Source organism: Bradyrhizobium sp. RDM12, assembly GCF_051917485.1.
Taxonomy (GTDB): domain Bacteria; phylum Pseudomonadota; class Alphaproteobacteria; order Rhizobiales; family Xanthobacteraceae; genus Bradyrhizobium.
Genome location: NZ_CM133064.1, coordinates 7,057,740 through 7,082,549, shown reverse-complemented (window position 1 = coordinate 7,082,549; position 24,810 = coordinate 7,057,740). Strand labels below are relative to the sequence as shown.

At 65.0% G+C, this 24,810-nt stretch carries 11 protein-coding genes and 8 pseudogenes; 10 read left to right on the top strand and 9 right to left on the bottom strand.

Features of this window, described 5'->3' with window-relative positions:
* The first annotated feature begins 15 nt into the window (after positions 1–15).
* The 3 genes and pseudogenes from ACTGJ9_RS34550 (at position 16) to ACTGJ9_RS34540 (ending at position 5,122) form a co-directional block, all read left to right on the top strand.
* Positions 16–171 carry a DUF3096 domain-containing protein gene (locus ACTGJ9_RS34550; RefSeq protein WP_082081526.1) on the top strand — a complete coding sequence of 52 codons (156 nt, stop codon included), beginning with the start codon at positions 16–18 and terminating at the stop codon, positions 169–171.
* A gap of 96 nt (positions 172–267) precedes the next feature.
* Positions 268–3,193 (top strand): annotated as a pseudogene (gene ppdK / locus ACTGJ9_RS34545) (pyruvate, phosphate dikinase).
* Between the two features lie 477 nt (positions 3,194–3,670).
* Positions 3,671–5,122 (top strand): annotated as a pseudogene (locus ACTGJ9_RS34540) (cell wall hydrolase).
* A gap of 6 nt (positions 5,123–5,128) precedes the next feature.
* Here the strand turns inward: ACTGJ9_RS34540 and nadC are convergent.
* The 3 genes and pseudogenes from nadC to nadA form a co-directional block, all read right to left on the bottom strand.
* Positions 5,129–6,007 (bottom strand): carboxylating nicotinate-nucleotide diphosphorylase, encoded by an 879-nt coding sequence (gene nadC, locus ACTGJ9_RS34535; protein WP_456674685.1) that lies wholly within the window; start codon positions 6,005–6,007, stop codon positions 5,129–5,131.
* 11 nt (positions 6,008–6,018) lie between these two features.
* Positions 6,019–7,621, bottom strand: a pseudogene (locus ACTGJ9_RS34530) (L-aspartate oxidase).
* Between the two features lie 97 nt (positions 7,622–7,718).
* On the bottom strand, positions 7,719–8,822 hold the full coding sequence (nadA, locus tag ACTGJ9_RS34525) for a quinolinate synthase NadA (RefSeq protein ID WP_456674684.1): 1,104 nt from the start codon (positions 8,820–8,822) through the stop codon (positions 7,719–7,721).
* Positions 8,823–9,158: 336 nt separating this feature from the next.
* Between nadA and ACTGJ9_RS34520 the strand changes: the two genes are divergently transcribed.
* The 6 genes and pseudogenes from ACTGJ9_RS34520 (at position 9,159) to ACTGJ9_RS34495 (ending at position 16,759) form a co-directional block, all read left to right on the top strand.
* Positions 9,159–10,412 carry an MFS transporter gene (locus ACTGJ9_RS34520; RefSeq protein ID WP_456674683.1) on the top strand — a complete coding sequence of 418 codons (1,254 nt, stop codon included), beginning with the start codon at positions 9,159–9,161 and terminating at the stop codon, positions 10,410–10,412.
* A 40-nt stretch (positions 10,413–10,452) separates the two neighbouring features.
* Positions 10,453–11,439 (top strand): acrylyl-CoA reductase (NADPH), encoded by a 987-nt coding sequence (acuI, locus tag ACTGJ9_RS34515; protein ID WP_456674682.1) that lies wholly within the window; start codon positions 10,453–10,455, stop codon positions 11,437–11,439.
* Positions 11,440–11,552: 113 nt separating this feature from the next.
* Positions 11,553–12,155, top strand: a complete 603-nt coding sequence (locus ACTGJ9_RS34510) for a hypothetical protein (RefSeq protein WP_456674681.1) — start codon at positions 11,553–11,555, stop codon at positions 12,153–12,155.
* Between the two features lie 182 nt (positions 12,156–12,337).
* Positions 12,338–12,592: a DUF6894 family protein gene (locus ACTGJ9_RS34505; protein ID WP_456674680.1), complete on the top strand. Its 255-nt coding sequence runs from the start codon at positions 12,338–12,340 to the stop codon at positions 12,590–12,592.
* Between the two features lie 236 nt (positions 12,593–12,828).
* A pseudogene (locus ACTGJ9_RS34500) lies at positions 12,829–14,796 on the top strand (methyl-accepting chemotaxis protein).
* A gap of 274 nt (positions 14,797–15,070) precedes the next feature.
* Positions 15,071–16,759 (top strand): annotated as a pseudogene (locus tag ACTGJ9_RS34495) (methyl-accepting chemotaxis protein).
* Between the two features lie 3 nt (positions 16,760–16,762).
* On the opposite strand, the pseudogene ACTGJ9_RS34490 reads toward ACTGJ9_RS34495, so the two are convergent.
* From ACTGJ9_RS34490 to ygfZ, 6 genes and pseudogenes are all read right to left on the bottom strand, one after another.
* Positions 16,763–19,455, bottom strand: a pseudogene (locus ACTGJ9_RS34490) (DUF2339 domain-containing protein).
* A gap of 48 nt (positions 19,456–19,503) precedes the next feature.
* Positions 19,504–20,465, bottom strand: a pseudogene (locus tag ACTGJ9_RS34485) (NUDIX hydrolase).
* A gap of 19 nt (positions 20,466–20,484) precedes the next feature.
* Positions 20,485–20,991, bottom strand: coding sequence for a tyrosine phosphatase family protein (locus ACTGJ9_RS34480; protein WP_456674679.1), 507 nt, complete (start codon positions 20,989–20,991; stop codon positions 20,485–20,487).
* Positions 20,992–21,124: 133 nt separating this feature from the next.
* Positions 21,125–21,688 (bottom strand): YfbR-like 5'-deoxynucleotidase, encoded by a 564-nt coding sequence (locus ACTGJ9_RS34475; protein WP_456674678.1) that lies wholly within the window; start codon positions 21,686–21,688, stop codon positions 21,125–21,127.
* Between the two features lie 46 nt (positions 21,689–21,734).
* Entirely contained in the window at positions 21,735–22,361 is a 627-nt protein-coding gene (locus ACTGJ9_RS34470) for a DNA-3-methyladenine glycosylase I (RefSeq protein WP_456674677.1), read from the bottom strand.
* Positions 22,358–23,240 (bottom strand): annotated as a pseudogene (gene ygfZ / locus ACTGJ9_RS34465) (CAF17-like 4Fe-4S cluster assembly/insertion protein YgfZ). Before ygfZ ends, ACTGJ9_RS34470 begins: the two are co-directional and overlap by 4 nt.
* Before the next feature lie 101 nt (positions 23,241–23,341).
* Between ygfZ and ACTGJ9_RS34460 the strand changes: the two are divergent.
* The gene (locus tag ACTGJ9_RS34460) at positions 23,342–24,676 is read left to right on the top strand and encodes a dihydroorotase (protein ID WP_456674676.1); all 1,335 of its coding nucleotides are present in this window, start codon (positions 23,342–23,344) and stop codon (positions 24,674–24,676) included.
* Positions 24,677–24,810 lie beyond the last annotated feature (134 nt).

Genomic DNA, 24,810 nt, shown 5'->3' with positions numbered 1-24,810 from the left:
ACAGGAAGACTTTTCATGCATCTCACCATCGCTCACATCTCGCCGATCCTGTCGCTGATCGCGGGTGTGCTCATCCTCATCATGCCGCGCCTTCTCAACCTGATCGTCGCGATCTTTCTCATCATCAATGGTGCGATCGGGCTCGGATTGTTGAGGTGGCTCCATCTCTAGGCCTTCATTATCCGGAACTCTTCGACTTGCGCGGGCCTGCCCAAAGTGGTGTAAGGCGCGCGATTTCCCATTCCTCTCGCAGGTTGTGTGCAAGCTATGGCCAAAGCCGCCTCGAAGCCTAAGAAACTCCCAGCGAAATCAAAGCCTTCCGCCAAGGCGAAGGCTGCGCCGGCAGCCCGAAAGGCGCTGTCGAAGATCGCCCCGAAGCCGGTCGCCAAGGCCCCTGAAGGCCGCAGCCAAGCCGGCGGCGAAGGCTGCGACTAAGACGGTTGCGCCGAAGGTCGCCGCCAAGGTCGCTGTGAAGGCGTCGGCGTCCGCCAAGGCCGCACCGGCTGCCGCCAAGGCCGGCAAATGGGTCTACACGTTTGGCGACGGCAAGGCCGAAGGCCGCTCCGAGATGCGCGACCTGCTCGGCGGCAAGGGCGCCAACCTCGCCGAGATGGCCAATCTCGGCCTGCCGGTGCCTCCGGGCTTCACCATCCCGACCTCGGTCTGCACCTATTTTTACGCTCACGACAAATCCTATCCGAAGGAATTGCAGTCGCAGGTTGAGAAGGCGCTCGACTATGTCGGCAAGTTGACCGGCAAGGTGTTCGGCGACACCAAAAATCCGCTGCTCGTCTCCGTGCGCTCCGGCGCGCGCGCCTCGATGCCGGGCATGATGGACACCGTGCTCAATCTCGGTCTCAACGACGAGACCGTGGAAGCGCTGTCGGAGCTCTCCGGCGATCGTCGTTTCGCCTATGACAGCTATCGCCGCTTCATCACCATGTATTCCGACGTGGTGCTCGGCTTCGAGCATCATCATTTCGAGGAAATCCTCGACACGTTCAAGGACAGCCAGGGTTATACGCTCGACACCGACCTCACGGCCGATGACTGGGTCGATCTGGTCGGCAAGTACAAGGACGCGGTCGCGCGCGAAACCGGCAAAGATTTCCCGCAGGATCCGCACGATCAGCTCTGGGGCGCGGTCGGCGCGGTGTTTTCATCCTGGATGAATGCGCGTGCAGTGACTTACCGCAAGCTGCACGACATTCCGGAATCCTGGGGCACCGCGGTCAACGTGCAGGCCATGGTGTTCGGAAACATGGGCGAGACGTCGGCGACCGGCGTTGCGTTCACCCGCAACCCCTCGACCGGCGAGAGCAAGCTGTACGGCGAGTTCCTGATCAACGCGCAGGGCGAGGACGTGGTGGCGGGCATCCGCACGCCGCAAGACATCACCGAAGAGGCCCGCAAGGAATCGGGCTCCGACAAGGCGTCGATGGAAGCGGCGATGCCGGAGGCCTTCAAGGAGCTGACGCGGATCTATACGCTGCTCGAAAAGCACTACCGCGACATGCAGGACATGGAGTTCACGGTCGAGCAGGGCAAGCTGTGGATGCTGCAGACCCGCGGCGGCAAGCGCACCGCCAAGGCGGCGCTGCGCATCGCGGTCGAACTCGCCAACGAAGGCCTGATCACCAAGAAGGAAGCGGTGATGCGGATCGATCCCGCCTCGCTCGACCAACTCCTGCATCCGACCATCGATCCCAACGCCAAGCGCGACGTGATCGCGACCGGCCTGCCGGCGTCGCCCGGTGCGGCCTCCGGCGAGATCGTGTTCTCGTCGGACGAAGCCGCCAAGCTCCAGGGCGACGGACGCAAGGTCATCCTGGTCCGCATCGAGACCAGCCCCGAAGACATCCACGGCATGCACGCCGCCGAAGGCATCTTAACGACTCGTGGCGGCATGACCTCGCACGCCGCCGTGGTCGCGCGCGGCATGGGCAAGCCCTGTGTCTCCGGCTGCGGCACCATCCGCGTCGATTACGGCCGCGGCACCATGAGCATCGGTTCGCGCACCTTCAAGGCCGGCGACGTCATCACCATCGACGGCTCGCTCGGCCAGGTGCTGGCCGGCCGCATGCCGATGATCGAGCCGGAGCTCTCCGGCGAGTTCGGCACCCTAATGAAATGGGCCGACCAGGTCCGCAAGATCGGCGTCCGCGTCAATGGCGATACGCCGGAGGACGCCCGCACTGCGATCAAGTTCGGGGCCGAGGGCATCGGCCTCTGCCGCACCGAGCACATGTTCTTCGAGGAAACGCGCATCCGTACCGTGCGCGAGATGATTCTCTCCGAGGACGAACAGTCGCGCCGCGCAGCGCTTGCAAAACTGCTACCGATGCAGCGCGCCGACTTCGTCGAGCTGTTCGAGATCATGAAGGGCCTGCCCGTCACGATCCGTCTGCTCGATCCGCCGCTGCACGAATTCCTGCCTCACACCCATGCCGAGGTCGAGGAAGTGGCGCGCGCCATGAATACCGACCCGCGGCGTCTGGCTGACCGCGCGCGCGAGCTTTCGGAATTCAATCCGATGCTCGGCTTCCGCGGCTGCCGCATCGCGATCGCCTATCCCGAGATCGCCGAGATGCAGGCACGCGCGATCTTCGAAGCGGCGGTCGAAGCCGAGAAGCGTACCGGCAAGGCCGTCGGCCTCGAGGTGATGGTACCGCTGATCGCGACCAAGGCCGAGCTCGATCTCGTCAAAGCCCGCATTGACTCCACTGCGAAAGCCGTGATGCGCGACGCCAACACCAAGCTCACCTATCAGGTCGGCACCATGATCGAGCTGCCGCGCGCCTGCCTGCTTGCGGGTGAGATCGCGGAGAGCGCCGATTTCTTCTCGTTCGGCACCAACGACCTGACGCAGACCACCTACGGCATCAGCCGCGACGACGCCGCAAGCTTCCTCGGTCCGTACGTGTCGAAGGGCATCCTCTCGATCGATCCCTTCATCTCGCTCGACCAGGAAGGAGTCGGCGAACTGGTCAAGATCGGCGTCACGCGCGGCCGCAAGACGCGCCCCTCACTCAAGATGGGCATCTGTGGCGAGCACGGCGGCGATCCCGCTTCCGTCGCCTTCTGCCACAATGTCGGCCTCGACTACGTCTCCTGCTCGCCCTACCGCGTCCCGATCGCGCGGCTTGCTGCCGCGCAGGCTGCGCTCGGCAAGGTGGTTGCGAGCCAAGCGTAAGGCGAAGAGTTGAAATGTTGAATGTGAAGAGACGGGGCTAAGCCCCGCCTCTTTCATTTTGAGGCTCGACTGCTTCCACATCGTCATTGCGAGCGCAGCGAAGCAATTCAGAATCTTTCCGCGGCAGCAGTTTGGATTGCTTCGTCGCAAGAGCTCCTCGCAATGACGAGCTTGAGGCACGTTGCGCGTGAGCACATCGCGCAGCGCCGGGAACTCATCACACGTCCCGTAATGATACGCGCACGCAAGAGTTCCTTCACCATTCGCGTTGACCGGACGTTTACCACTTCGAGTGGGCCCACATTTACCACCCACGCAAATCGCTCCGCGAGAAAACCTGAGATTGCTTGAGTGTGTCGGCTGCGCAACGCCGATTAACGCCCCGGCAACCTAAATTAGATACTCACGATAAAGATCGAATTGGACGGATGTACTGCGGCTCGATCTGTCTGGTGTAAGCGTAGCGTGAGCGTATCGATGTCAGTGTTGCGTAACCATCCGAAGGGTGCGCGGTTCGCATCCTTCGAATCGGTCTCTGCATCTTCGCATTGATGCCGAGAGGGACCGGCTATCAGGACATAGGCTCGTTGCTGGCGCGTCAGCCCGGCGTGGCCGAGCGTTGGCAGAAGCAGGTGTTCTCTGCAGCCGCCTCCATTCAGCTCGCCACTTACAATTTCTCGCGTCCGATCGGAACGTCGGTGCCTGAGAGCACGATGGTCCGCCTCGCGAGCCTCGATGGCCGCGACGTCACCGGTTCCATTTCGCGCAACCCGGCCCTCCAGGCGCCGACGCGTTACCAGGCCTCCGACTTCCCCAAGGTCGATCGCGCGCTGAAGGGCGACCGCCTTGCTACCGTGACGCCTGCGCCCGCCGAGGCGCCGCCTCCGGCCCCTGCGCAGCAAGATCCGGCGACCTCGAACAGCTCTGTATTCGGCGCCAAGACCGTCCAATTGCCGGTTCAGTTGCCGGTCGCGCAGCCGCAGGCGATGTCGCCCGAGTCCGCGGCAGCGCTCGATCCAGAGCTCCAGGAGGCGATGCGCGCGCCGCCCCTGCCGCAATATGCCAATCCGCCGAAGGCCGATGACAATGCGCTGTCCTTTGCGGCGCAGCCGCTCAAGCAAGCGACGGTGGCTGCCCCGCCGCGCGATTTTTTCAGCGTAAAAACCTCGAACCTGTTTTTCGGCAGCTCCTCGCTCGGCGGCAGTCTCGAGAGCATCGAGAGTTGGCAGCCCGGTGCCGAGCCGCTGATCGTGATGCCCGACCCCGACATGAAGCTGGCCTCGCTATCACCACCGAACGAGGACGTCGGAAATGCGATCGAGCGCGGCGAGAGCGTCGCGCCGAAGGGCGAAGTCAACGCGGACAACCAGCGCGCCAAATCGCCGGCCGAGCGGCTGGCGCTGGACGAGAAGTCACGCGCGAAGTCTGAAAAGTGCCTCGCTGAAGCCGTCTATTTCGAATCCGCGGCGAGGCCGTGCGCGGCCAGATTGCGGTCGCACAAGTCGTGATGAACCGCGTGTTCTCCGGCAAATATCCGGACACCGTGTGCGGCGTGGTCTATCAGAACAAGTACCGGCACTTCGCCTGCCAGTTCACCTTTGCCTGCGACAACAATCCCGACGTGATCCGCGAGCCCGAGATGTGGGAGCGCGCCAGGAAGATTTCCAAGGCGATGCTCGACGGTCAGATATGGCTGCCCGAGGTCGGCAAGTCGACGCACTACCACGCCTATTGGGTGCGCCCGTCCTGGGTCGCCGAGATGAAGAAGATGTACAAATTCGGCGTGCACACCTTCTACCGGCCGCGCAACTGGGGCGACGGCAGCGAGGAGCCGAGCTGGGGCACGCCGGCGCAGACCGCCGCACTCCGGCCGAGCTCGTACTGGAAGCCAAGAGCTCCGCCGAGATGGGTGAAGTCGTGCGGCGGTAGACTACCTCATGCCTCGATATCCAGCGCGCAGTCGAAGTTCGGCGCCGAATGGGTCAGCGCGCCGGATGAGGCGTAGTCGATCCCTGTGGCCCCGATCGCGGCAATCGAGTCCAGCGTGACGCCGCCGGAGGCTTCGAGCTTCAGGCGGCCTTCCGTCATCCGAACGGCCTCACGCAGCGTTGCAAAATCCATGTTGTCGAGCAGCACCGCCTCGGCAAGTCCGGTGTCGAGCACCTCGCGGAGCTGAGCGAGAGTATCCACCTCGATCTCGATCTTGACGAGATGGCCGGCATGCGCGCGGGCGCGCTCCAGCACAGGACGAATACCGCCGGCGACCGCGATGTGGTTGTCCTTGATCAGGATCGCATCGTCGAGGCCGAAGCGGTGGTTGAAGCCGCCGCCGCAGCGCACCGCGTACTTCTCCAGTGCGCGCAATCCCGGCGTGGTCTTTCGCGTGCAGCAGATGCGCATCTTGGTGCCTTCGGTGCGCGCGACGTAGTCGGCCGTCAGTGTGGCGACGCCCGACAACCGGCCGACGAAATTCAGCGCGGTGCGCTCTGCCGTGAGAATGGCGCGGGCCTGGCCGGAGATCGTCAGCACGTGCTGCCCGCGGGCGACGCGCGCGGCGTCGCGGACATGCGCGCGCACCTCGAGGTCGGGCGAGAGCTTTTGCAGCGTCGCCAGCGCGAGCGGCAGACCGGCGATGACGCCGGATTGCCGCGCGACGAGGATTGCCTGCGCTTTGGTCGCTTCCGGGATGGTCGCGAGCGAGGTGACGTCGCCGGCGCGGCCAAGGTCCTCGTCGAGTGCGCGCTGCACGGCCTCGTCGATGGCGAGCGGAGAGAGGAAGGCGTCGGGATAGAGCAGGGAGGCCGGGGTGATCATGAAAAACTCCGTCAGGCGATCATGGGTTGCGCGATGCGCGGCGATGAATGCTCGAGGCCGTCTGCGATCTCGCGCGCCGCAGCGAGCGTGGTCATCGTTCTCTGCGCCAGCGTGGGCACCTCCGCGGGATGATCGGAGCGGAAATGCGCGCCGCGGCTCTCGTGGCGGCTCCAGGCTGCGGCGGCAACGAGCAGGGCCGTTGTCGCCATGTTGCGGACAGTGATGCTCGTGGCCATGTGCTCGAGCGCAGCAAAATTGCGCACGGCATCCGCAAGCCCGTCGCGCTCGCGGATCACGCCGACATGCGTGCTCATCATCGTGCGCAACTGCTTCACGTTAGCCTGATCCGGCGCACCGCCGCGCGGCATCACCAGCGTCTCGGGGGGCAGGCAGGTGAAGGGATTGCGTGGCCGGCGATGTCGTCGGCAACGCGTGCGGCATAGACCACGGCTTCCAGCAGCGAATTCGAGGCGAGCCGGTTGGCGCCATGCGCACCGGTGCACGACACCTCGCCGCCGGCCCAGAGCCCGTCGATCGAGCTGCGGCCGCGTGCGTCCACCGCAATGCCGCCCATGTGATAGTGCACGGCCGGCGCGATCGGGATGGCTTGCGTCGCCGGATCGATGCCGGCGGCGATGCAGCTTGCATGCACGGTCGGGAATTTGTCGGCGAAGCGCGCGCCCAGTGCTTCTCGCGCATCGAGGAAGGCGCCGCGCCCACCTGCGATCTCGGCGAATACGCCGCGGGCCACGATGTCGCGCGGCGCGAGCTCGGCGAGCGGATGGAGTGCCGTCATAAAGCGCTTGCCATGGCCGTTGATCAGCGTCGCGCCTTCACCGCGAAGCGCCTCGGTCGCAAGCGGCGCGGGATCGCGGCCGACCATGATGGCGGTCGGATGGAACTGCACGAACTCAGGATCTGCGATGTCAGCGCCCGCGCGCGCGGCAATCGCAAGGCCCGATCCGTTGGCCTCGGCCGGATTGGTGGTGACGGCATAGAGATGGCCGATGCCGCCGGTCGCCAGCACGATCGTGCGCGAGGCGATCATCATGGGCATCGCTGCGAAATTGCCCGCCTCGCGCAACTGAAAACCGGTGACGGCGCCGTCCTCGGTGAGCAGTCTTTCGGCGACAAAACCTTCGATCAGGCGGATCGACGGCGTCCGGCGCACGGCCTCGCTCAGCGCCGCAATGATCGCTGCGCCTGCGCCGTCGCCGCGCACGTGAACGATTCGCCGCGCCGAATGCGCAGCTTCGCGTCCGACGGCAAGCCGGCCTTCGAGATCGCGATCGAACGGCACGCCATAGGCGAGCAGATCATGAATCCGCGGCGCGGCCTCGCGCGCGATGCCGAGCGCGACCGCTTCATCGACGATGCCGCCACCGACCGCGATGGTATCCGCGGCATGCGCTTCTGGGCTGTCGCCTTCGGCCACGGCGGCGGCGATGCCGCCTTGCGCCCAAGCGGACGATGCGCCCTTTCCAAGCGGCGCCGCCGAGATCAGTGTCACCGGCCGCGGCGCGAGTTTGAGCGCGCAAAACAGCCCGGCAAGACCCCGCCGACGATGACCACGTCGTCGGTGGAGCGGGTGAGGTTATGGATGTTGTTTGTCATCGTTCTCTCCTCGTTCGTCGTCCCGGCCTAGCGCGCAATTGCGCGCGGGGGGGCCGGGATCCATTACCCCGACTGCGAGTTGTTGCGGCCTACGCTGCTAGTTCTTCAGATTGATCATCCGCTCGACCGAGCGCCGTGCGCGTTCCGCAAGTGCCGGATCGATGGTGACTTCCTCGCCCAGCGTCAGCAGGCTCTCCAGGATGTTGGACAGCGTGATGCGCTTCATGTGCGGACAGAGATTGCAGGGGCGCAGCATTTCCACGTCGGGCAACTCCGCGCGGACATTGTCGGCCATCGAGCATTCCGTGATCATCACCAGCCGCTTCGGGCGCCTTGCGCGCACCCAATTGATCATGTGCGCGGTCGAACCGGTGAAGTCGGCCTCCGCCAGCACGTCAGGCGGGCATTCGGGATGGGCGATGATCTGCACGGAGGGATCGGCGTCGCGGAAGGCGCGCAGTTCCTCGCCGGTGAAGCGTTCATGCACTTCACACGCGCCCTTCCAGGCGATGATCTTCACGTCGGTCTTCGAGGCGACATAGGTCGCGAGGTAACGGTCGGGCAGGAAGATCACGCTTGGCGCGTTGAGGCTCTCCACCACCTGCACCGCGTTCGACGAGGTGCAGCAGATATCGACCTCGGCTTTCACTTCGGCTGACGTGTTGACGTAGGCAACGACAGGCACGCCGGGAAATTTCTCGCGGAGCAGCCGCACGTCGGCGCCGGTGATGCTGGCGGCGAGCGAGCAGCCGGCGCGGGAGTCCGGGATCAGCACGGTCTTGTCCGGATTGAGCAGCTTGGATGTCTCCGCCATGAAGTGCACGCCGCATTGGACGATGACAGCGGCCTTCACCTTGGTGGCCTCGACGGCAAGCTGGAGCGAATCGCCGCCGATGTCGGCGACGCCGTGAAATATCTCCGGCGTCTGGTAGTTGTGGGCGAGGATCACCGCGTTGCGCGCGCGCTTCAGTTCATTGATCGCGTGAATCGTCGGCGCCATCAGCGGCCATTCGATCGCTGGAATCACGTGCTTGACGCGCTCGTAGATCGGCGCAGTGGCGCGTTCGATCTCCCTCGTCCATTCCAGCGAGGGCCGCGGCAGCGCGGGGCCGGCTCGCGCCGGCGCGGGCCGGACGGAGGGGGTCTGGCCCTGCGTCCGATTGGCGAAATCGTCGGATCCGTAAATTCCAGTGATCGGCATTGAAGCCTCCGTGCATATGTCATTTATGCTCTTTTAGAGTATATTGAGAGCCCGAGAAATCCGGCCGAATGGGCCGGTGGACTTCGTCGAGCTTCGATATCCTCAATCTGAGCAAATCTTATAGCACGCTGATCGGGGAACCGCTAGGTCTCGCCGCACACATTCTCGTCAAGTCCGGTCTCGTCGGGCCCGGTGCGGCCGCGACCGAACGCAATGCTCCCGAACTGGCCCCTCGCGGAACGCAATCATTTTGGCTTGGGATTTCCATGCACTTGCATTAAACGCCTGTTAGCGGCTGCCCATTTGCAAATCCGCCAATGGCCGGGGAGGAAGACCATGTCGACACAAGCGGGCGAACTCGGTTCGACCCCACGCTCCTCCAACTGGCGCACCCCGGCCGTAATCATCCTTTGCGGCTGTGCGATCGGCATGCTCGGCTTCGGTCCGCGCTCGGCTCTCGGTTTCTTCGTGCAGCCGATGAGCCATGAATTCGCCTGGGGGCGCGACGTGTTCGGCCTCGCCATCGCCCTCCAGAATTTGCTGTGGGGATTGGGCCAGCCGTTCGCAGGCGCAATTGCCGATCGCTTCGGCCTGTTCCGCGTGATGTGCATTGGCGCGCTGCTCTATGCCGGCGGCCTTCTGCTCATGCGCTATTCCTCGACGCCGATGTCGCTCAACATCGGCGCGGGCGTGATGGTCGGCTTCGGTCTCGCCGGCTGCTCGTTCAACCTGGTGCTGTCGGCCTTCACGAAGCTGCTGCCGGCCGAGAAGCGGGGCCTTGCGCTCGGCGCCGGCACTGCGGCGGGTTCGCTCGGTCAGTTCCTGTTCGCGCCTATTGGTGTCGCGCTGATCGACAATTTCGGCTGGCAGCAGGCGCTCACCGTGTTCGGCTTCCTGATGCTGCTGATCATCCCGCTGTCGCTGGCGATCTCGACGCCGCCGGTCGCAGGTGCGGCCAATGCGGCGTCTGCCGATGAGCAAACCATCACCAGGGCACTCGCGGAAGCCTTTGGCCATCGCTCCTACGTGCTGCTGGTGCTCGGCTTCTTCACCTGTGGCTTCCAACTCGCCTTCATTACCGTGCATCTGCCGGCGTTCCTGGTCGACCGCGGTATCTCGACGCAAACCGGCGGCTGGGTGATCGCGGCGATCGGCCTGTTCAACATCATGGGCTCGCTCAGCGTCGGCTATCTCCAGAACTCGCTGCCGAAGCGGTACATCCTCTCGACGATCTATTTCACCCGTGCACTCGCAACCCTCGCCTTCATCTCGTTCCCGATCACGCCGTTCTCGGCGATCGCATTCGGCGCGGTGTCCGGCCTGACCTGGTTGTCGACGGTGCCGCCGACCTCGGCACTGGTGGCGCTGATGTTCGGCACGCGCTGGCTCGCCACGCTCTATGGTTTTGCCTTCGTCAGCCATCAGGTCGGCGGCTTCCTCGGCGTCTGGCTCGGCGGCATCGTGTTCGAGCGCTTCGGCTCCTATACGCCGATCTGGTGGCTCTCGATCCTGTTCGGCGTGCTCTCGGCGCTGATCAATCTTCCGATCGTGGAGAAACCGGTCCAGCGAACGGTTGCGCAGCCTGCCTGATCGGCTAAACAATCCCTGAAACAAGTCAGGGAGTGCAGTCGTGGCCACATTCAAGGCGATCCGGATCGACAAGGCGGACAAGGGCACCACCGCCACGCTCGCGCAGTTCGACGAAGCCGAACTGATGGAGGGTGACGTCACCGTCCGCGTGGAATGGTCGACGCTGAACTACAAGGACGGCCTCGCGCTGACGGGCAAGGCGCCGGTGGTGCGCCGCTTCCCGATGATCGCCGGCATCGATTTCGCCGGCACAGTCGAAGCCTCATCGCATCCGCAATGGAAAGCCGGCGACAAGGTCGTCTGCACCGGCTGGGGCATGGGCGAGACCCATCTCGGTGCCTATGCCGAGAAGGCGCGGGTGAACGGCGACTGGCTGGTCGCCCTGCCGCAGGGCCTCTCTGCCCGCGATGCCATGGCGATCGGCACCGCCGGCTTCACCGCGATGCTCTCGGCGCTGGCGCTGGAAAGGCATGGCCTGTCGCCGAAGAGCGGCCCTGTCGTGGTGACGGGCGCTGCCGGCGGCGTCGGCTCGGTTGCCATCGCCGTGCTCTCCAAGCTCGGCTACCACGTCATCGCCTCGACCGGCCGCGCCGCGGAGGCCGATTACCTGAAGAGCCTCGGCGCCGCCGAGGTGATCGACCGCAATGAATTGTCGGCGCCGCCAAAGCCCCTGGCCAAGGAGCGCTGGGCGGGCGGCGTCGACAGCGTCGGCTCGACCACGCTTGCAGATCTTCTGTCGATGACCAGCTACGGCGGCGCCATCGCCGCCTGCGGTCTCGCCGCCGGCATGGACCTGCCGTCTTCTGTCGCACCCTTCATTTTGCGCGGGGTGTGCCTTCTCGGCATCGATTCCGTGATGTGCCCGATCGTCCCCCGAAACGCGGCCTGGCAGCGCCTCGCCTCCGATCTGGATCGATCGAAACTGACTGAAATCACTACGGAAATCCCGCTTGCCGAAGTTCCGGAATGGGGCGCGAAGATCCTCGCCGGCCAGATCCGCGGGCGCATCGTGGTAAAAATTGTCTAACGGCGTTCAGACTTTACCAACCAAGCTGCTTCAATGTCGCCATGGTTAGTATGGTAAGCAGCGGGTAAAGAGATAAGGCATCGCCCGCTGCGGGGGTTAGTTCGGAGTTGAGCATGCTTGCGCGTATTGTGTTGGGGGCTGTCACGGCAGTCGTGACGTTTGCGCCGGCCATCGCCTTGGCCGGGAGTATGAACGCCGACGAGGCACGCCGCTTCGTCGCCGGCAAAGTGTTCGCCTTCACCTGTTTCGACGGCACCCGCGGTGCAGGCCGTATTCTCGACGATCTCGGCGCCGCCGGTGCGGTGCAGTTCTCGGGCTCAGGCCCGGTCAAGCATCTCCGCCTGCCCGGCAACACGCTCCAGATCCGCGGCCAGAACGTTTGCGCCTCGATCAAGGGCATTCCGTTCGAGCCTTGTTTCAACCTCGAAAAGACCGATGACCGCAGCTTCCGCGGCTCGGTTTCGGGCATGGGCTTTGCCTATTGCGACTTCCACCATCAGGGCGGTAACCAGATGCTGATGGCGCGCGCCGTTGCGCGGCCGCGCTCGCTGCGTGCACCGGCGCAGACCGGTTCGGTCAACACATCGAGCACCGAGGTCGCCGCGCGCGTCGAGACTCCGCGGGTCGAGAGCAGCCGGATCGAGCCGGTGAAGTCCGAACCCAGGTCGGATTCGAACAACGAAGGTCCGCTGGAACTGCGCCGATCGACCGAGTGAGCTTCAGCCGATTGGCCTGCAGCGCGAAACTGCGAGCGCAATTCACCCACTTTTGACGAATGCTTCGCATACGAAGCCGCCGCGCCGTAGTCATACGGCCCGCGGTTTTCATGCCTTGGTAGCGACTGGCGCCCCAGCCTTGCGTCACGGCCGGAGCGCGGCCCTGCACAAAGGGTTCAACGATGTCGCTGTATTTCTTCCGCATCAGCACCGGGCGCTATTCCGGGGCCGCCGATCAGCCGTACGAGTTCGAGGATCGCGACGCCGCCTGGAAAGTGATGACCGAGGTCTGCGCCAATCTGCTCGGCAGCATCTCGCGAAATCTGAAGCCGAATGCAAAGTGGAGCATGGAATTGCTCGACGACAACAAGGAGCCGGTGTGCCGGATCAGCCTTGTGGGCGAGGCGATGTACTGCGAACCGCAGGGCGGGCGTTAACGGTTGCGTGCAGGCCTTAACGAACGACGTCTGCAAATTCAGTCCGCCCGGCCAACGCACATCAGCCTGCAACCGCTGCGCAATTGCGCGGCGGTTGCGCGCGTGCATGTTGCGGCGCCGCGACGAATGAGATGCAGGGTTAACCTTCCGGAAAAGCGATGCAGGCATGATCCCCGCAATATTCCGGGCGTTGAGTCGCTCATCTGTATTGCGTCATAGCGCTTTGGAGCACATTCATGAGCGGCCTTTCCATCCGCCTGACCCACAAGGTGATGGCGATCGGGCTCTTTGGTCTCGTTGGTCTCGTCGCCTTCGGTGCGATCTATGAGATCGGCAGCCTCTCCCAGGACACCTCCCGTGAAATTGCCAACCGCGCTCGCGCGATCGCCGAGCTCAGCAAGCAACTTTCGATCGAGATGCTGGAGGCCCGCCGCAACGAGAAGAATTTTCAGCAGCGCCGCAACGAGAGCTATGCCAAGGCGCATAGCGAGCTGATCGGCCCGATCAACCGCGATTTCGACGAGGTCCAGCGGTTGATGTCGGCGGGCGGTATGGGCGCCCTGTCCGACAAGACGAAGCAGGCCCAGGAGGGCTTCAGGCGCTACACTGCGGACTTCAACGCGCTGGTCGCTGCCGAAACCAGGCTCGGATTGAACGAGACGCTCGGCCAGTCCGGCTCGCTGCGCGCCGCGGTGCATGACATCGAGACGAAGCTGAAGGAGATCGACGATCCCAGGTCGACGAGCTGGATGCTGATGATGCGCCGGCATGAGAAGGACTTCATGCTGCGGCATGACCCAAAATACATTGCCGAGGTGAAGAAGGCGGCCCTTGAATTCTCCAACGCAATCGAGGTCGTCGCAGTTCCCACGGAAGTGATGAACGACGTCACGGCCAAGCTCCAGAAATACTTGTCCGAGTTCGCGGCATGGGCCGAAGGCGCGCAGCAGAGTGCGGCCCTGGATGCCAGCATGATGAAGACCTTCCGCGAGCTCGAGCCGGGGATGCAGGAGGTGCGGGCCGCCGTCGATGCCATGTACAAGCAGGCCGACGCTGCCGAAGCGGCGACCCGCGATGCCGTTCGGTTCTGGATGATGATCGCGTTTCTCATCACCGTCGCGGTGCTCGCCGCGGTCGGCTTCTTGCTTGGACGCTCGATTTCGAAGGCGCTGTCCGGCATGGTAGATGCGATGACGCGACTGGCGCGCGGCGAGCTCTCGATTTCCGTTCCCGGCGTCGGCCGCCAGGACGAGATCGGCGAGATGGCCGGTGCGGTCGAGGTGTTCCGAACCAACATGGCGGAAGCCGAGCGGCTGCGCGCCGAGCAGGCGGAAGCCGACACACAACGGCGAGCGCAGCGCAAGATGGACATGAAGCGGCTCGCCGATGATTTCGAAGGCGCAGTCGGCGAGATCATCGAGACCGTCTCATCGGCGGCAACCGAGCTCGAAGCCTCCTCCAACACGCTGACGCGCGCCGCGGAGCGTTCCAACGGGCTCGCCACCTCCGTCGCATCGGCCTCGGAGGAAGCGTCCGCGAATGTGCAGTCGGTGTCGTCGGCGAGCGAGGAGATGACGTCGTCGATTTCCGAGATCAGCCGTCAGGTGCAGAATCGGCGCGCGTCGCTGACGTCGCGGTCGAGCAGGCTCAGCGCACCAATGCGCGGGTCGGCGAGTTGACCAAGGCTGCGGGGCGCATTGGCGATGTCGTTGATCTCATCAACACCATTGCCGGCCAGACCAATCTGCTGGCTCTCAACGCCACGATCGAGGCGGCGCGCGCCGGCGAGGCGGGCCGCGGGTTTGCCGTGGTGGCGAGCGAGGTGAAGGCGCTGGCCGAGCAGACCGCGAAAGCAACCGGCGAGATCGGCCAGCACATCGGCGCGATCCAGGCCGCGACGGTGGACTCCGTCAGCGCGATCAAGGAGATCGGCGACACAATCGCGCGGATGTCGGAGATCTCCTCGACCATTGCCGCCGCCGTCGAGGAGCAGGGCGCCGCCACGCAGGAGATCTCGAAACATTCAGCACGCCGCGCAGGGTACCTCTGACGTGTCGGCCAATATCGGGGAGGTCCAGCGCGGTGCGGGCGAGACCGGGGCCGCGTCGGCTCAGGTTCATTCGGCGGCGCAATCGCTGTCGCAGGAGAGCAACCGGCTGAAGAGCGAAGTCGCGCGCTTCCTGGATTCGGTGCGGGCGGCATGACAGCGTAGGCCGTGGCGTACCGTTGCTGTATTGCTCGTGGTGTGGCGCGACGGGACATCCGTGCGGCTGCAATAATTGGTTGCAGTCAGCTCAAGTATCGAGAATCGGCAAATCAGTAGTTCCCTAGGTTCTTGTTAACGCCTGTTTGCAACTATGGGCGCAATCTTACCGGATAAGAACCAGCCAGCATCGTTGGAATGACCACCGCCCCGTCCGCCGCGACGGTCGCGGCGCCGGCGATTTGCGCGTTTACGTATGATCGGGATTTATCGTGATGTCGAAGTTGTCGATCGTCTTCAAGCTTCTGACCGTGTTGTCGGTCCTCGTGCTCTCGCTCGCCGGCGTCGGCGTCGTGGCGATCGGCACCATGCAGAACATCAACTCCCACACCGTCGAGATCGCGCAAGGCTGGTTGCCGAGCGTCCGTGCGCTGGGTTCGATCCGTGCCGATGTCAACGAGCTGCGCGTCGCGCTTCGTCTGCACCTGATGCAGGACACCGCCGAGGGCAAGGAAGCGGCCGAAAAAGCGTCTCGCCTCGCTGCGCGAACGCATCGAGCAGACCCGCAAGACCTACGAGGCGCTCATGACCTCCGCCGAAGAGCGCTCCATCTACGGACAATGGACGACGGCTTGGGGCGAGTATCTGAACGGTGTACAGGACGTGATGGCGCTATCGCGCAAGAGCCTCGGCAAGTTCCCGACTGAAGCCAACGAGCTGCTGCAGACCAGGGTCGCGAAGATGGCCCAGGCCGCCGATCCGCTGTTGACGAAGGACATCGAGCTCAACAACCGCGGCGCCGAATTGGAGACCAAGCAGGCGGCCGACAGCTACGCCACGATCTTCCGCGTACTAGTCGGCATCATCATCGCCTCCGTCGCGATCGCGATCGGCGCTGCCTATTATCTGGTCCGCGACGTTTCGCGCGGCATCGCCTCCATCATCAAGCCGATGCAGTCGCTCGGCGAGGGCGACCTCTCGGCCGAGGTGCCGCACCGCGGCGAGAAGACCGAGATCGGCTCGATGGCGGATGCGCTCCAGATCTTCAAGGAAGCGCTGATCGCCAAGAAGGCCGCCGACGAGGCGGCCGCGCGCGATGCCGAGGCCAAGATCGAGCGCGGCCGCCGCGTCGATGGCATCACCCGCAAGTTCGAAGCCATGATCGGCGAAGTCGTCGGCACCGTCTCTTCTGCCTCGATCGAGCTCGAGGCGTCCGCGACGACCTTGACCAACACTGCGCGGCGCGGCCAGGAGCTCTCGACGGCCGTCGCAGCGGCCTCCGAGGAGGCCTCGACCAACGTGCAGTCGGTCGCCTCGGCGTCCGAAGAGCTGTCGTCCTCCGTCACCGAAATCAGCCGTCGCGTGCAGGATTCGGCGCGCATGGCGGCGGAAGCCGTCGACCAGGCCGCGCGCACCAATGCGCGGGTCAACGAGCTGTCGCAGGCGGCATCCCGCATCGGCGATGTCGTCGAGCTCATCAACAACATCGCGGGCCAGACCAATCTGCTGGCGCTGAACGCCACCATCGAAGCGGCGCGTGCCGGCGAAGCCGGCCGCGGCTTGCCGTCGTCGCCTCCGAGGTCAAGGCGCTGGCGGAGCAGACCGCCAAGGCGACCGGTGAGATCGGCGCGCAGGTCGCAGGCATCCAGTCGGCGACGCAGGAATCGGTCAGCGCGATCCAGGAGATCGGAGGTACCATCGAGCGGCTGTCGGAAGTGTCCTCCGCGATCGCCGCCGCCGTCGAGGAGCAGGGCGCCGCCACGCAGGAGATTTCGCGCAACGTGCAGCAGGCCTCGCTGGGCACGCAGGAAGTCTCGATGAACATCACCGACGTGCAGCGCGGTGCGATCGAGACCGGCTCGGCCTCGACGCAGGTGCTGTCGGCGGCGAAATCGCTCGCGACCGACAGTACGCGCCTCAAGGTCGAGGTCGCGCAGTTCCTGGAATCGGTCCGCGCCGCCTGATCCTCAACTGCTTGCCTGTTGGACCGGCGGCGCGATCTGCCGCCGGAACAGGAGTCGCTGATACAGCCAGCCGATTGCGACCAGCACGATGCCGAGGCACATGAACGACAGCGCCCGGTAGACGCCCGTCAGCGTCGACATGTCGATCACGAAGGCCTTCAAGATCGTCAGGGCGATGACCGCGGCCGATGCCAGCCGCGCCCGCTCGGAGTTAACTGTTAGGCCGATGCCGAGCAGCACGACGCCGAAGGCAAGCCAGCCGATGGAATAGGTGTATTGCTCCGCCCCCGTGGTCTCGCCGCTGGTGAGGAACGGGCCGTGATAGAAGCGGCGGATCTCCAGCGTCAGGTACGACAACGCAAACACGAGGGCTGTGCCCGCGATGGTGTTCGCATAGACCTTGCCGCGTGCATCGACCACCGCATAGGCGAGCAGCAGCATCAGCACCGCCGGAAGCGCATAGCAGAGCAGCAGCAGGTTGAACACGGCGCCGCCGACATCGATGCGCCACAGCAGCGGGTTCTCCAGGAATAGCAAGCCGAACACGCTGACGAAACCGGCGATTGCCGTGAGCACGACCGCGCCGACATTGTGCACGATGCTGTGGCTGCGCCGCCGCAATCGCTCCAGCCCGATCGCCATGGCCAATGACACGCAGACCTGGAGGCCTGCTTCGAGCAGTGACGGCGCTGCGGTCATGTCGCCGCCGGTTGCGAGATGGCGAACCTCCATGAAGGCGAGAAGCGCGGTGAACAGGATCGCGGCCGCTTCCACCATGCGCAGCGGCGCGTCGTCACTACGTCGTCGCAGGAACATGCTTGCCGCCCAGAACGAGGCGGCCGGCAGGCCATAGCCCCACAGCAACCAGTTCAGAATCGGCTTGGTGCCGACGGCATCGCCGACGATGCGGGGGTCGTAAAGAATGCGCGCGGTGACGATGCTGGCGAAGATGGCGGCGAGCCAGCGCAAGAACGGGATCGGCCGCTGCGTCGCGATCCAGGCGGTGCCGAGCGACATCAGCGCCAGCGCGATGGTGAGCCAGCCCTTGTCCAGCGCGAAGGTCAGCGCCAGCGCCAGCGCGCCGAGCGTGCCGGTCGCAAACAGCGCCGTCGAGGTCGCAAGGCCCGGCCGGGCTTCGCGGCGGGTCAGCGTTTCTGTCGCAGCGCCGAAGGCAGCCGCGAGCAACACCGCGAGGATTGCGAACGGGATCGAGCGGTCGAGATGGGCGATGCGGGCATAAAGCGCGACCAGGATCGCGATCGGCGTGGCGACGCCTGCCGCCGACCATACCACGGGAATGATCGCCGAATTCGAACGCCCTTGCGCAAAGAAGCCCGCAATGCCGAATCCGGCGGCGAAGAGCGTGGCCACCAGGAGGTGCAGTGTCACTGCGCTCTCGATCGGGGTCGGCGTGATGCCAGGCATGGGGCCACCCGGCAGCACCAGCATGTCGGGATTGGCGCGCACGGCCCATTCGGCGAACACGATGAACACGGTCGCAGCAGCAGCACCCAGCGCGCCTGTGGCCGCCGGCGCACGCCAGGCCACGAATAGCGTCGCCGCGACGAGAACCGTAAAGCCGCTCAGCGCAAGATCGGCATGTGCGCTCGACAGCACGATCAGCATCGCGCCGAACAGATAGGCGCCGAGGGCGCTCGACGAGACCGGCTCGATCTGCCCGTCCTCGATGGCCGGGCCGAACATGAAACCGCAGACGACGAGCAGCGCGGCCAGCACGAAGCCGGCGATCACGTGCAAGGCATGCGGCGCGACCTGCAAATCGCCGGCATCGAGCCCCGGGAAGATCCAGAGCACGGCGAAGACAATGGTGGTGACCGCGAGCCAACGCCACAGCCTGATACGGGCGAGGCCAAAGCTCGCGGCGGTGACGATGGCGAGATAGATGTACAGCGCCCAATAGTCCGGCTTGCCGCTGGAGACGAGCACCGGCGTCGCGAAGGCGCCGACCACGCCGAGGCCCGCGAGCGCCGGCCCGTGCAGCAGCGCAGCCGCAAGGGTGCCGAGCGCAACGAGGCCGAGCAGCACGAAGGCCGTGGCGGGCACCAGGAAGTCATAGAGCGCGTAGGCCGCATACACGGTTGCGAACGCGACCGCGGTTCCGGCCGCGGTCAGGATCGCGGGGATGTTGGCGATCGGCAGCGCCGCGATCGTGGAGATGCTCTCCTTGCGCCGCGTCCATTCGCCGGCGCCCAGCAAGGCAAGCGCGAACACCCCGCCGAGGAATACGCGCACGCCGGGGCCGACCAGGCCGGCCTCGATTGAATAGCGCACCATGAAGAAGCCGCCGAGCGCGAGCGCAAGTCCGCCGATCCACACCACCCAGCGCGTGCCGAGCCGTTCTTCGAAGCCGGGTTCTGCGGCGGCCAGGGAGGCGGCGCGACATTGTCGGTGCTCGGCTGGAGCGGAGGCGGTGAAACTTGTTGGGGAATCGGCGGCGGCGCCAGCTCGGTTGCGGGCGCAAGCGGCGGTGGCTCCATGGCAATCGTCGTGGGCGCTTCAGACGCAGGCGTGGGCATCAACGGTGCTGGCTGCGGCTGCCGTTGCGCGTACAGCATCGCTTCGAGCGAGTTCAGCCGCCGGCGCAGCTCGGTCGCTTGGCTGGTGGCCCTGATTGCGATCAGGAAGGCGACGATCGCAATGAGAATTGCAAGGTCGTCGAACGGGGCGTCGAACATTAAGGCCTCCAGGCAATCGGCGGGCAGGGGCCGATCACAAATCTTGGTCTAGCGCCGGGAGCGCACGCGCAAGCCGGGTGCCGGCCGCTCCTGGAGTACGTCGCGGCGGAAGCGGTAGAGTGCCGCCGGCCGTCCGCCCGTCTGTGTCGACATCACGCCGGTCGGTTCGACCAGCGCTTCGGTTTCGACCAGACGGCGGAAATTCTGCTTGTGCAGACGGCGGCCGGAGATCGCCTCCACCGTGTACTGCAACTCTGTGAGTGTGAACTCGGCGGGCAAAAGTTCAAATACCACAGGGCGATACTTCAACTTTGCGCGCAGCCGTGCGATTCCGTGGCGAGGATTCGGCGGTGGTCGAACCGCATGGAGGTGCCGAGCGCAGGCAGCGTCCGGCGCGCCAATGCCGCAGGCCGGCTGTCGCGCCGCGCCTCCTCGACGAGGCCGGCCTCGTACAGGAGTTCATAGCGATCGAGCACGCGCTCCTCGTCCCAGGCCGCGCCCTCGAGCCCGAAATAGAACCGCACGCGATCCCTCCGCGGCAGCGCGCGCGTGGTCTCCGGCGTCTCCTCCTCCGCCCATGCGGTCAGCGCCGGGATGATGTCACGGGCGATGATCGCGGGCGGCGCCTCGCGCCAGTCTTCCCAGGGGAAAAAGCGATACCAGGGCTCGAAGCTTGCGGCATTCGTTGCGCCCTCGGCGGTGCGCGTCAGCGCGAGATATCCGATCGACACCATGTGCGCGCCGGTATCGCCCGCCTCGGCGTGACGGCCGCGATCGCCAAAGGTGTAGAGCTGCTCGACATAGCCGAGCCGCAAGCCCGCCTGTTCCTCGACCCAGGCCCGCAGGCCGATCTCGAAGGTGCGATGGCTCGGCGCATCGAACGGACCGAACGGCAGTCCGGTCAAGCCGTCGCCACCGCGCGCGGTCAGCACCAGCGGCTCGTGATCCTCGATCGCGACGATCGCGGCGGTCAGGCCGATCTCGATGGGCGTCAGCAGCTTGTCGCTCATCCGGTGACGATCGCTGATGTCATTCGAGCTCGATCACGAAGGGGCGGCCCTCGACCGTCATCTCGCCCGGACCCATCTCGTCGAGCGCGCGCAGCATGCGGCCGTTGCGCCCCAGCGCACGGTCGGCCAGGCTGACAATGCGCCGGTTCGGCGAGGCGATCGGGGAGGCCGCGCGGATATTCTTCGCTATCTCGATTTCGTCGCGATCCGGATTGAGCGCGCAGACGGCGGCAAACGCGCTCGCCGTGGAGCGGCTGATGCCGGCATAGCAATGCACGACCAGCGGCGCGCCGCGATCCCAGCCGCGCACGAAATTGAGCACCTGGTCGATATGGGCCTCGGAGGGCGCGACGAAACCGTCCATCTCCTCGGTGATGTCGTCCATCGACACCTTGAGATGGTTGGCCGGCAGCACCGACACCGGCCGCGCCACTTGCTCCACATTGGCCATCACCGTCAGCACATGGCTGGCCCCGGTGCGGCGGACGGTTTCGGGAAGTGCGGCGAGGGAACAGACGTGGATCATGAGAGGACCTTTCGCCGGGCGACTATAGCGAGCGTCTGTGGGGTGGGCAAGCGAAGCGCGCCCACCACTTTCGTCGCAATTGCGAAAAGTTGGTGGGCACGGCGCAAGCGCGCCTTTGCCTACCCTACTGCACTTACGCAAACACGGCGCCAAACCGCTCCAGAAACTGCTTCTCGGCCCGAGCCGCGGTCCAGGGCGTCAGATAGTCGCGCCGGACGCTGTCGGAGAGGCCGGGATCCCTCCCGAACAGGCGCTTCGCCTCGCTCTCGCTGAAGCCGGCGAGCTCGGTCGCCTCCAGATAGGCCGCGCCGCGATCGGCGGCCTTGATGGCCAGCGTGGTCTCGTCGGGGAGCACTGGCGGCAGGCCGAAGCGGATGTGGATGGCACCGAGCAGGCGCTTCTCCACCGCCTTGTAATGGCCATCGAGCACCGCCTTGAACGGCGAGATCATGTCGCCGATCACGTATTCGGGTGCGTCGTGCAGCAGCGCGGCGAGCCGCATGCGCTCATCCACGCGCGGCATTTCGTGCCGTAGCACGGCCTCCACCAGCAGTGTGTGCTGCGCGACCGAGAAGATGTGCGCGCCGATGGTCTGCCCATTCCAGCGGGCGACGCGCGCGAGCCCATGCGCAATGTCGGCGATCTCGACATCCAGCGGCGAGGGATCGAGCAGATCGAGCCGGCGGCCCGAGAGCATGCGCTGCCAGGCGCGGGACCCGCTGCGCGCGCGGTCTTCCTGGCCGTCATTTGGCCTTGAGGCGCGGCTTGCGCTGCATCTTGCTGCAGATCGCGTGACAGTGACAGTCGACGAGATGGTCGTTGACCATGCCGGTCGCCTCCATGAAGGCATAGACGATGGTCGGCCCGACGAATTTGAAGCCGCGCGAGGACAGATCCTTGGAGATCTGCACCGACAAAGGCGTCGAGGCCGGCACGCTTGCCGTGGTCTTGAAATTGTTGACCTTGGGCCGACCGTCCATGAAATCCCACAACAGCTTCGAAAAGCCGGGACCCTTCTCCATGATGTCGAGATAGGATTTTGCGCTGAGGATCGCGCCATCGATCTTGGCGCGGTTGCGCACGATGCCGACGTCGTTCATCAACGCGTGCACCTTCCTCTCGTTGTACCGCGCGATCTTCTCCGGCTGGAAATCGTCGAACGCTTTGCGGAAATTGTCGCGCTTGCGCAAAATCGTGATCCAGGAGAGGCCGGCCTGAAAACCGTCGAGGATCAGCTTCTCATAGAGCGCGCGGTCGTCATACTCGGGCACGCCCCACTCAGTGTCGTGATAGGCGACATAGAGCGGATCTTCGCCGGGCCACGGGCAGCGGGTCTTTCCGTCGGGATGCAGGCGGGGAGCACGGCTCATGCAATGGGCTGCTTTGCGGGAATGCGGACGATTTCAGGTTCTGCCAGTTTCAGCGCGAGGCCGCCCGCGGTCAACGGCTGGCCGGCATCGAGCGCATCCGCAACGCGGTCGATGCGCACCAGCGCAATGCCCTTGCCTTGCGCCGACGAGCCCATGGTGCCGACGGACTTGTCGCCGGCCATGACACTGACGCCGGCCTCGGGCGAGGTGCCCCTCGAGCAGTACCTTCACGCTGCGGGTCCGCGCGGTGCCGCGATGCTGCATGCGCGAGACGACCTCCTGGCCGACATAGCAGCCCTTGTCGAAATCGACACCGGCGAGGCGGTCCATATTGGTCTCGTGCGGGAACGCATCGCTGTACATGAAATCGAGCCCGCCGCGCGGCACGCCGAGTGCGATGCGATGCGCCTCGTAGTCGGCGGCATCGACCAGTTCGGCGCCGATCAGGTCGGAGAGTTTCTGCTTGAGATCCTTAGGGATCAGGATGCGAGTGCCGAGATGCTCATTGCGTGGGTCCGCAAAAGCGAGATCGGGCTGAGACGCCGGCTGGCCGTCCCAGGCCGCGAGCACGCCGAGATCGTCGGAGAGGTTGTCCACCGTCACCCTGGCACGAAGCTTGTAGGGTATCAGCTTGGTGGCGAGGCCCTCGGCCAGCGGTTTCGGGCAGTCGATCAGGAACCCGCCGCCGTGGCCGGCGGGCGCTTCCGTGATCAGGAAATCCACGATGATCTTGCCCTGCGGTGTCAGCAGCGCGCCGAATCGCCCCAGGCCCGGCTTGAGCTTGTCGACATCTGTGGTGATGAGGCCATTGAGGAAGTTGCGTGCATCCTCGCCCGCGACCTTGATCACGCCCCGGTCGGGAAGAAACGCTGATTTCATGCGAAAATCTCTTGCGACATGTTGCTCCGGAACGTAAGCCCGCAAGGCATAAACGACAAGACCTCGAGCCCCGCGCTTGGGGATGACAGAGGCCTCCAGCCATGACCCAGCGTTTCGATGTGATCCTCAAAGGCGGCACCGTCGTCAACCAGGACGGCGAGACTGTTCGCGATATCGGCATCACCAATGGTCGGATCGCCGAGTTGGGCCCACTGTCGCAAGGCTCCACCGCCGAGGTGATCGACTGCAAGGGCCTGCACATCCTGCCCGGCGTGACGGACACGCAGGTACATTTTCGCGAGCCCGGTCTGGAGCAGAAGGAAGACCTCGAGACGGGATCGCGCAGCGCCGTGATGGGCGGCGTCACTGCCGTGTTCGAGATGCCGAACACCTCGCCGCTGACGGTGACGGAGGCGACCTTCGCCGACAAGGTGAAGCGCGCACACCACCGCATGCATTGCGATTTCGCCTTCTTCATCGGCGGCACACGCGAGAACGTGCAGGATCTGCCTGTGCTCGAGCGCGCGCTCGGCTGTGCCGGCGTAAAAGTGTTCATCGGCTCCTCGACCGGCGCGCTGCTGGTGGAGGACGACGAGAGTCTGCGCCGCATCTTTCAGGTGATCCGCCGTCGCGCGGCGTTCCACGCCGAGGACGAGTATCGTCTCAACGATCGCAAGTCGCTCCGCATCGAGGGCGATCCGCGCTCGCATCCGGTCTGGCGCGACGAGACCGCGGCGCTGATGGCGACGCAGCGCCTCGTCAAGCTTGCGCACGAGACCGGCAAGCGCATCCACGTGCTGCATATCTCGACCAAGGAAGAGATCGAATTTCTGCGTGACCACAAGGATGTCGCCTCCTGCGAGGCGACGCCGCATCATCTCACGCTGGTGGCCCCCGACTGCTACGAGCGGCTCGGGACGCTGGCGCAGATGAACCCGCCGGTGCGTGGCGCCGATCACCGCGCCGGGATCTGGCGCGGCATCGAGCAGGGCATCATCGACGTGCTCGGCTCCGACCATGCGCCGCATACGCTGGAAGAAAAGCAGAAGACCTATCCTGCGTCGCCCTCCGGTATGACCGGCGTCCAGACGCTGGTGCCGCTGATGCTCGATCACGTCAACGCCGGCCGGCTGTCGCTCGCAAGGTTCGTCGATCTCACCAGCGCCGGCCCGGCGCGCCTCTACAATATGGCCTGCAAAGGCCGTATCGCCGCCGGTTACGATGCCGACTTCACGATCGTCGATCTGAAGCGTAGCGAGACCATCACCAACAAGTGGGTGGCATCGAAGGCCGGCTGGACACCGTATGATGGCGTCCGCGTCACGGGCTGGCCCGTGGGCACCTTCATCCGCGGACGCCGCGTGATGTGGCAGGGCGAAATCGTGACGCCGTCGCAGGGCGAGCCGGTGCGGTTCCTGGAGACATTGAAGCAGTAGCTCTGCTGTCGAGGAACGGACGCGCCATCCCCGTCATTGCGAGCGAAGCGAAGCAATCCAGAATCTTTGGTGGTGGCAGCCTGGATTGCTTCGCTTCGCTCGCAATGACGAGGCGAGGGAGCTACACTTCCTCT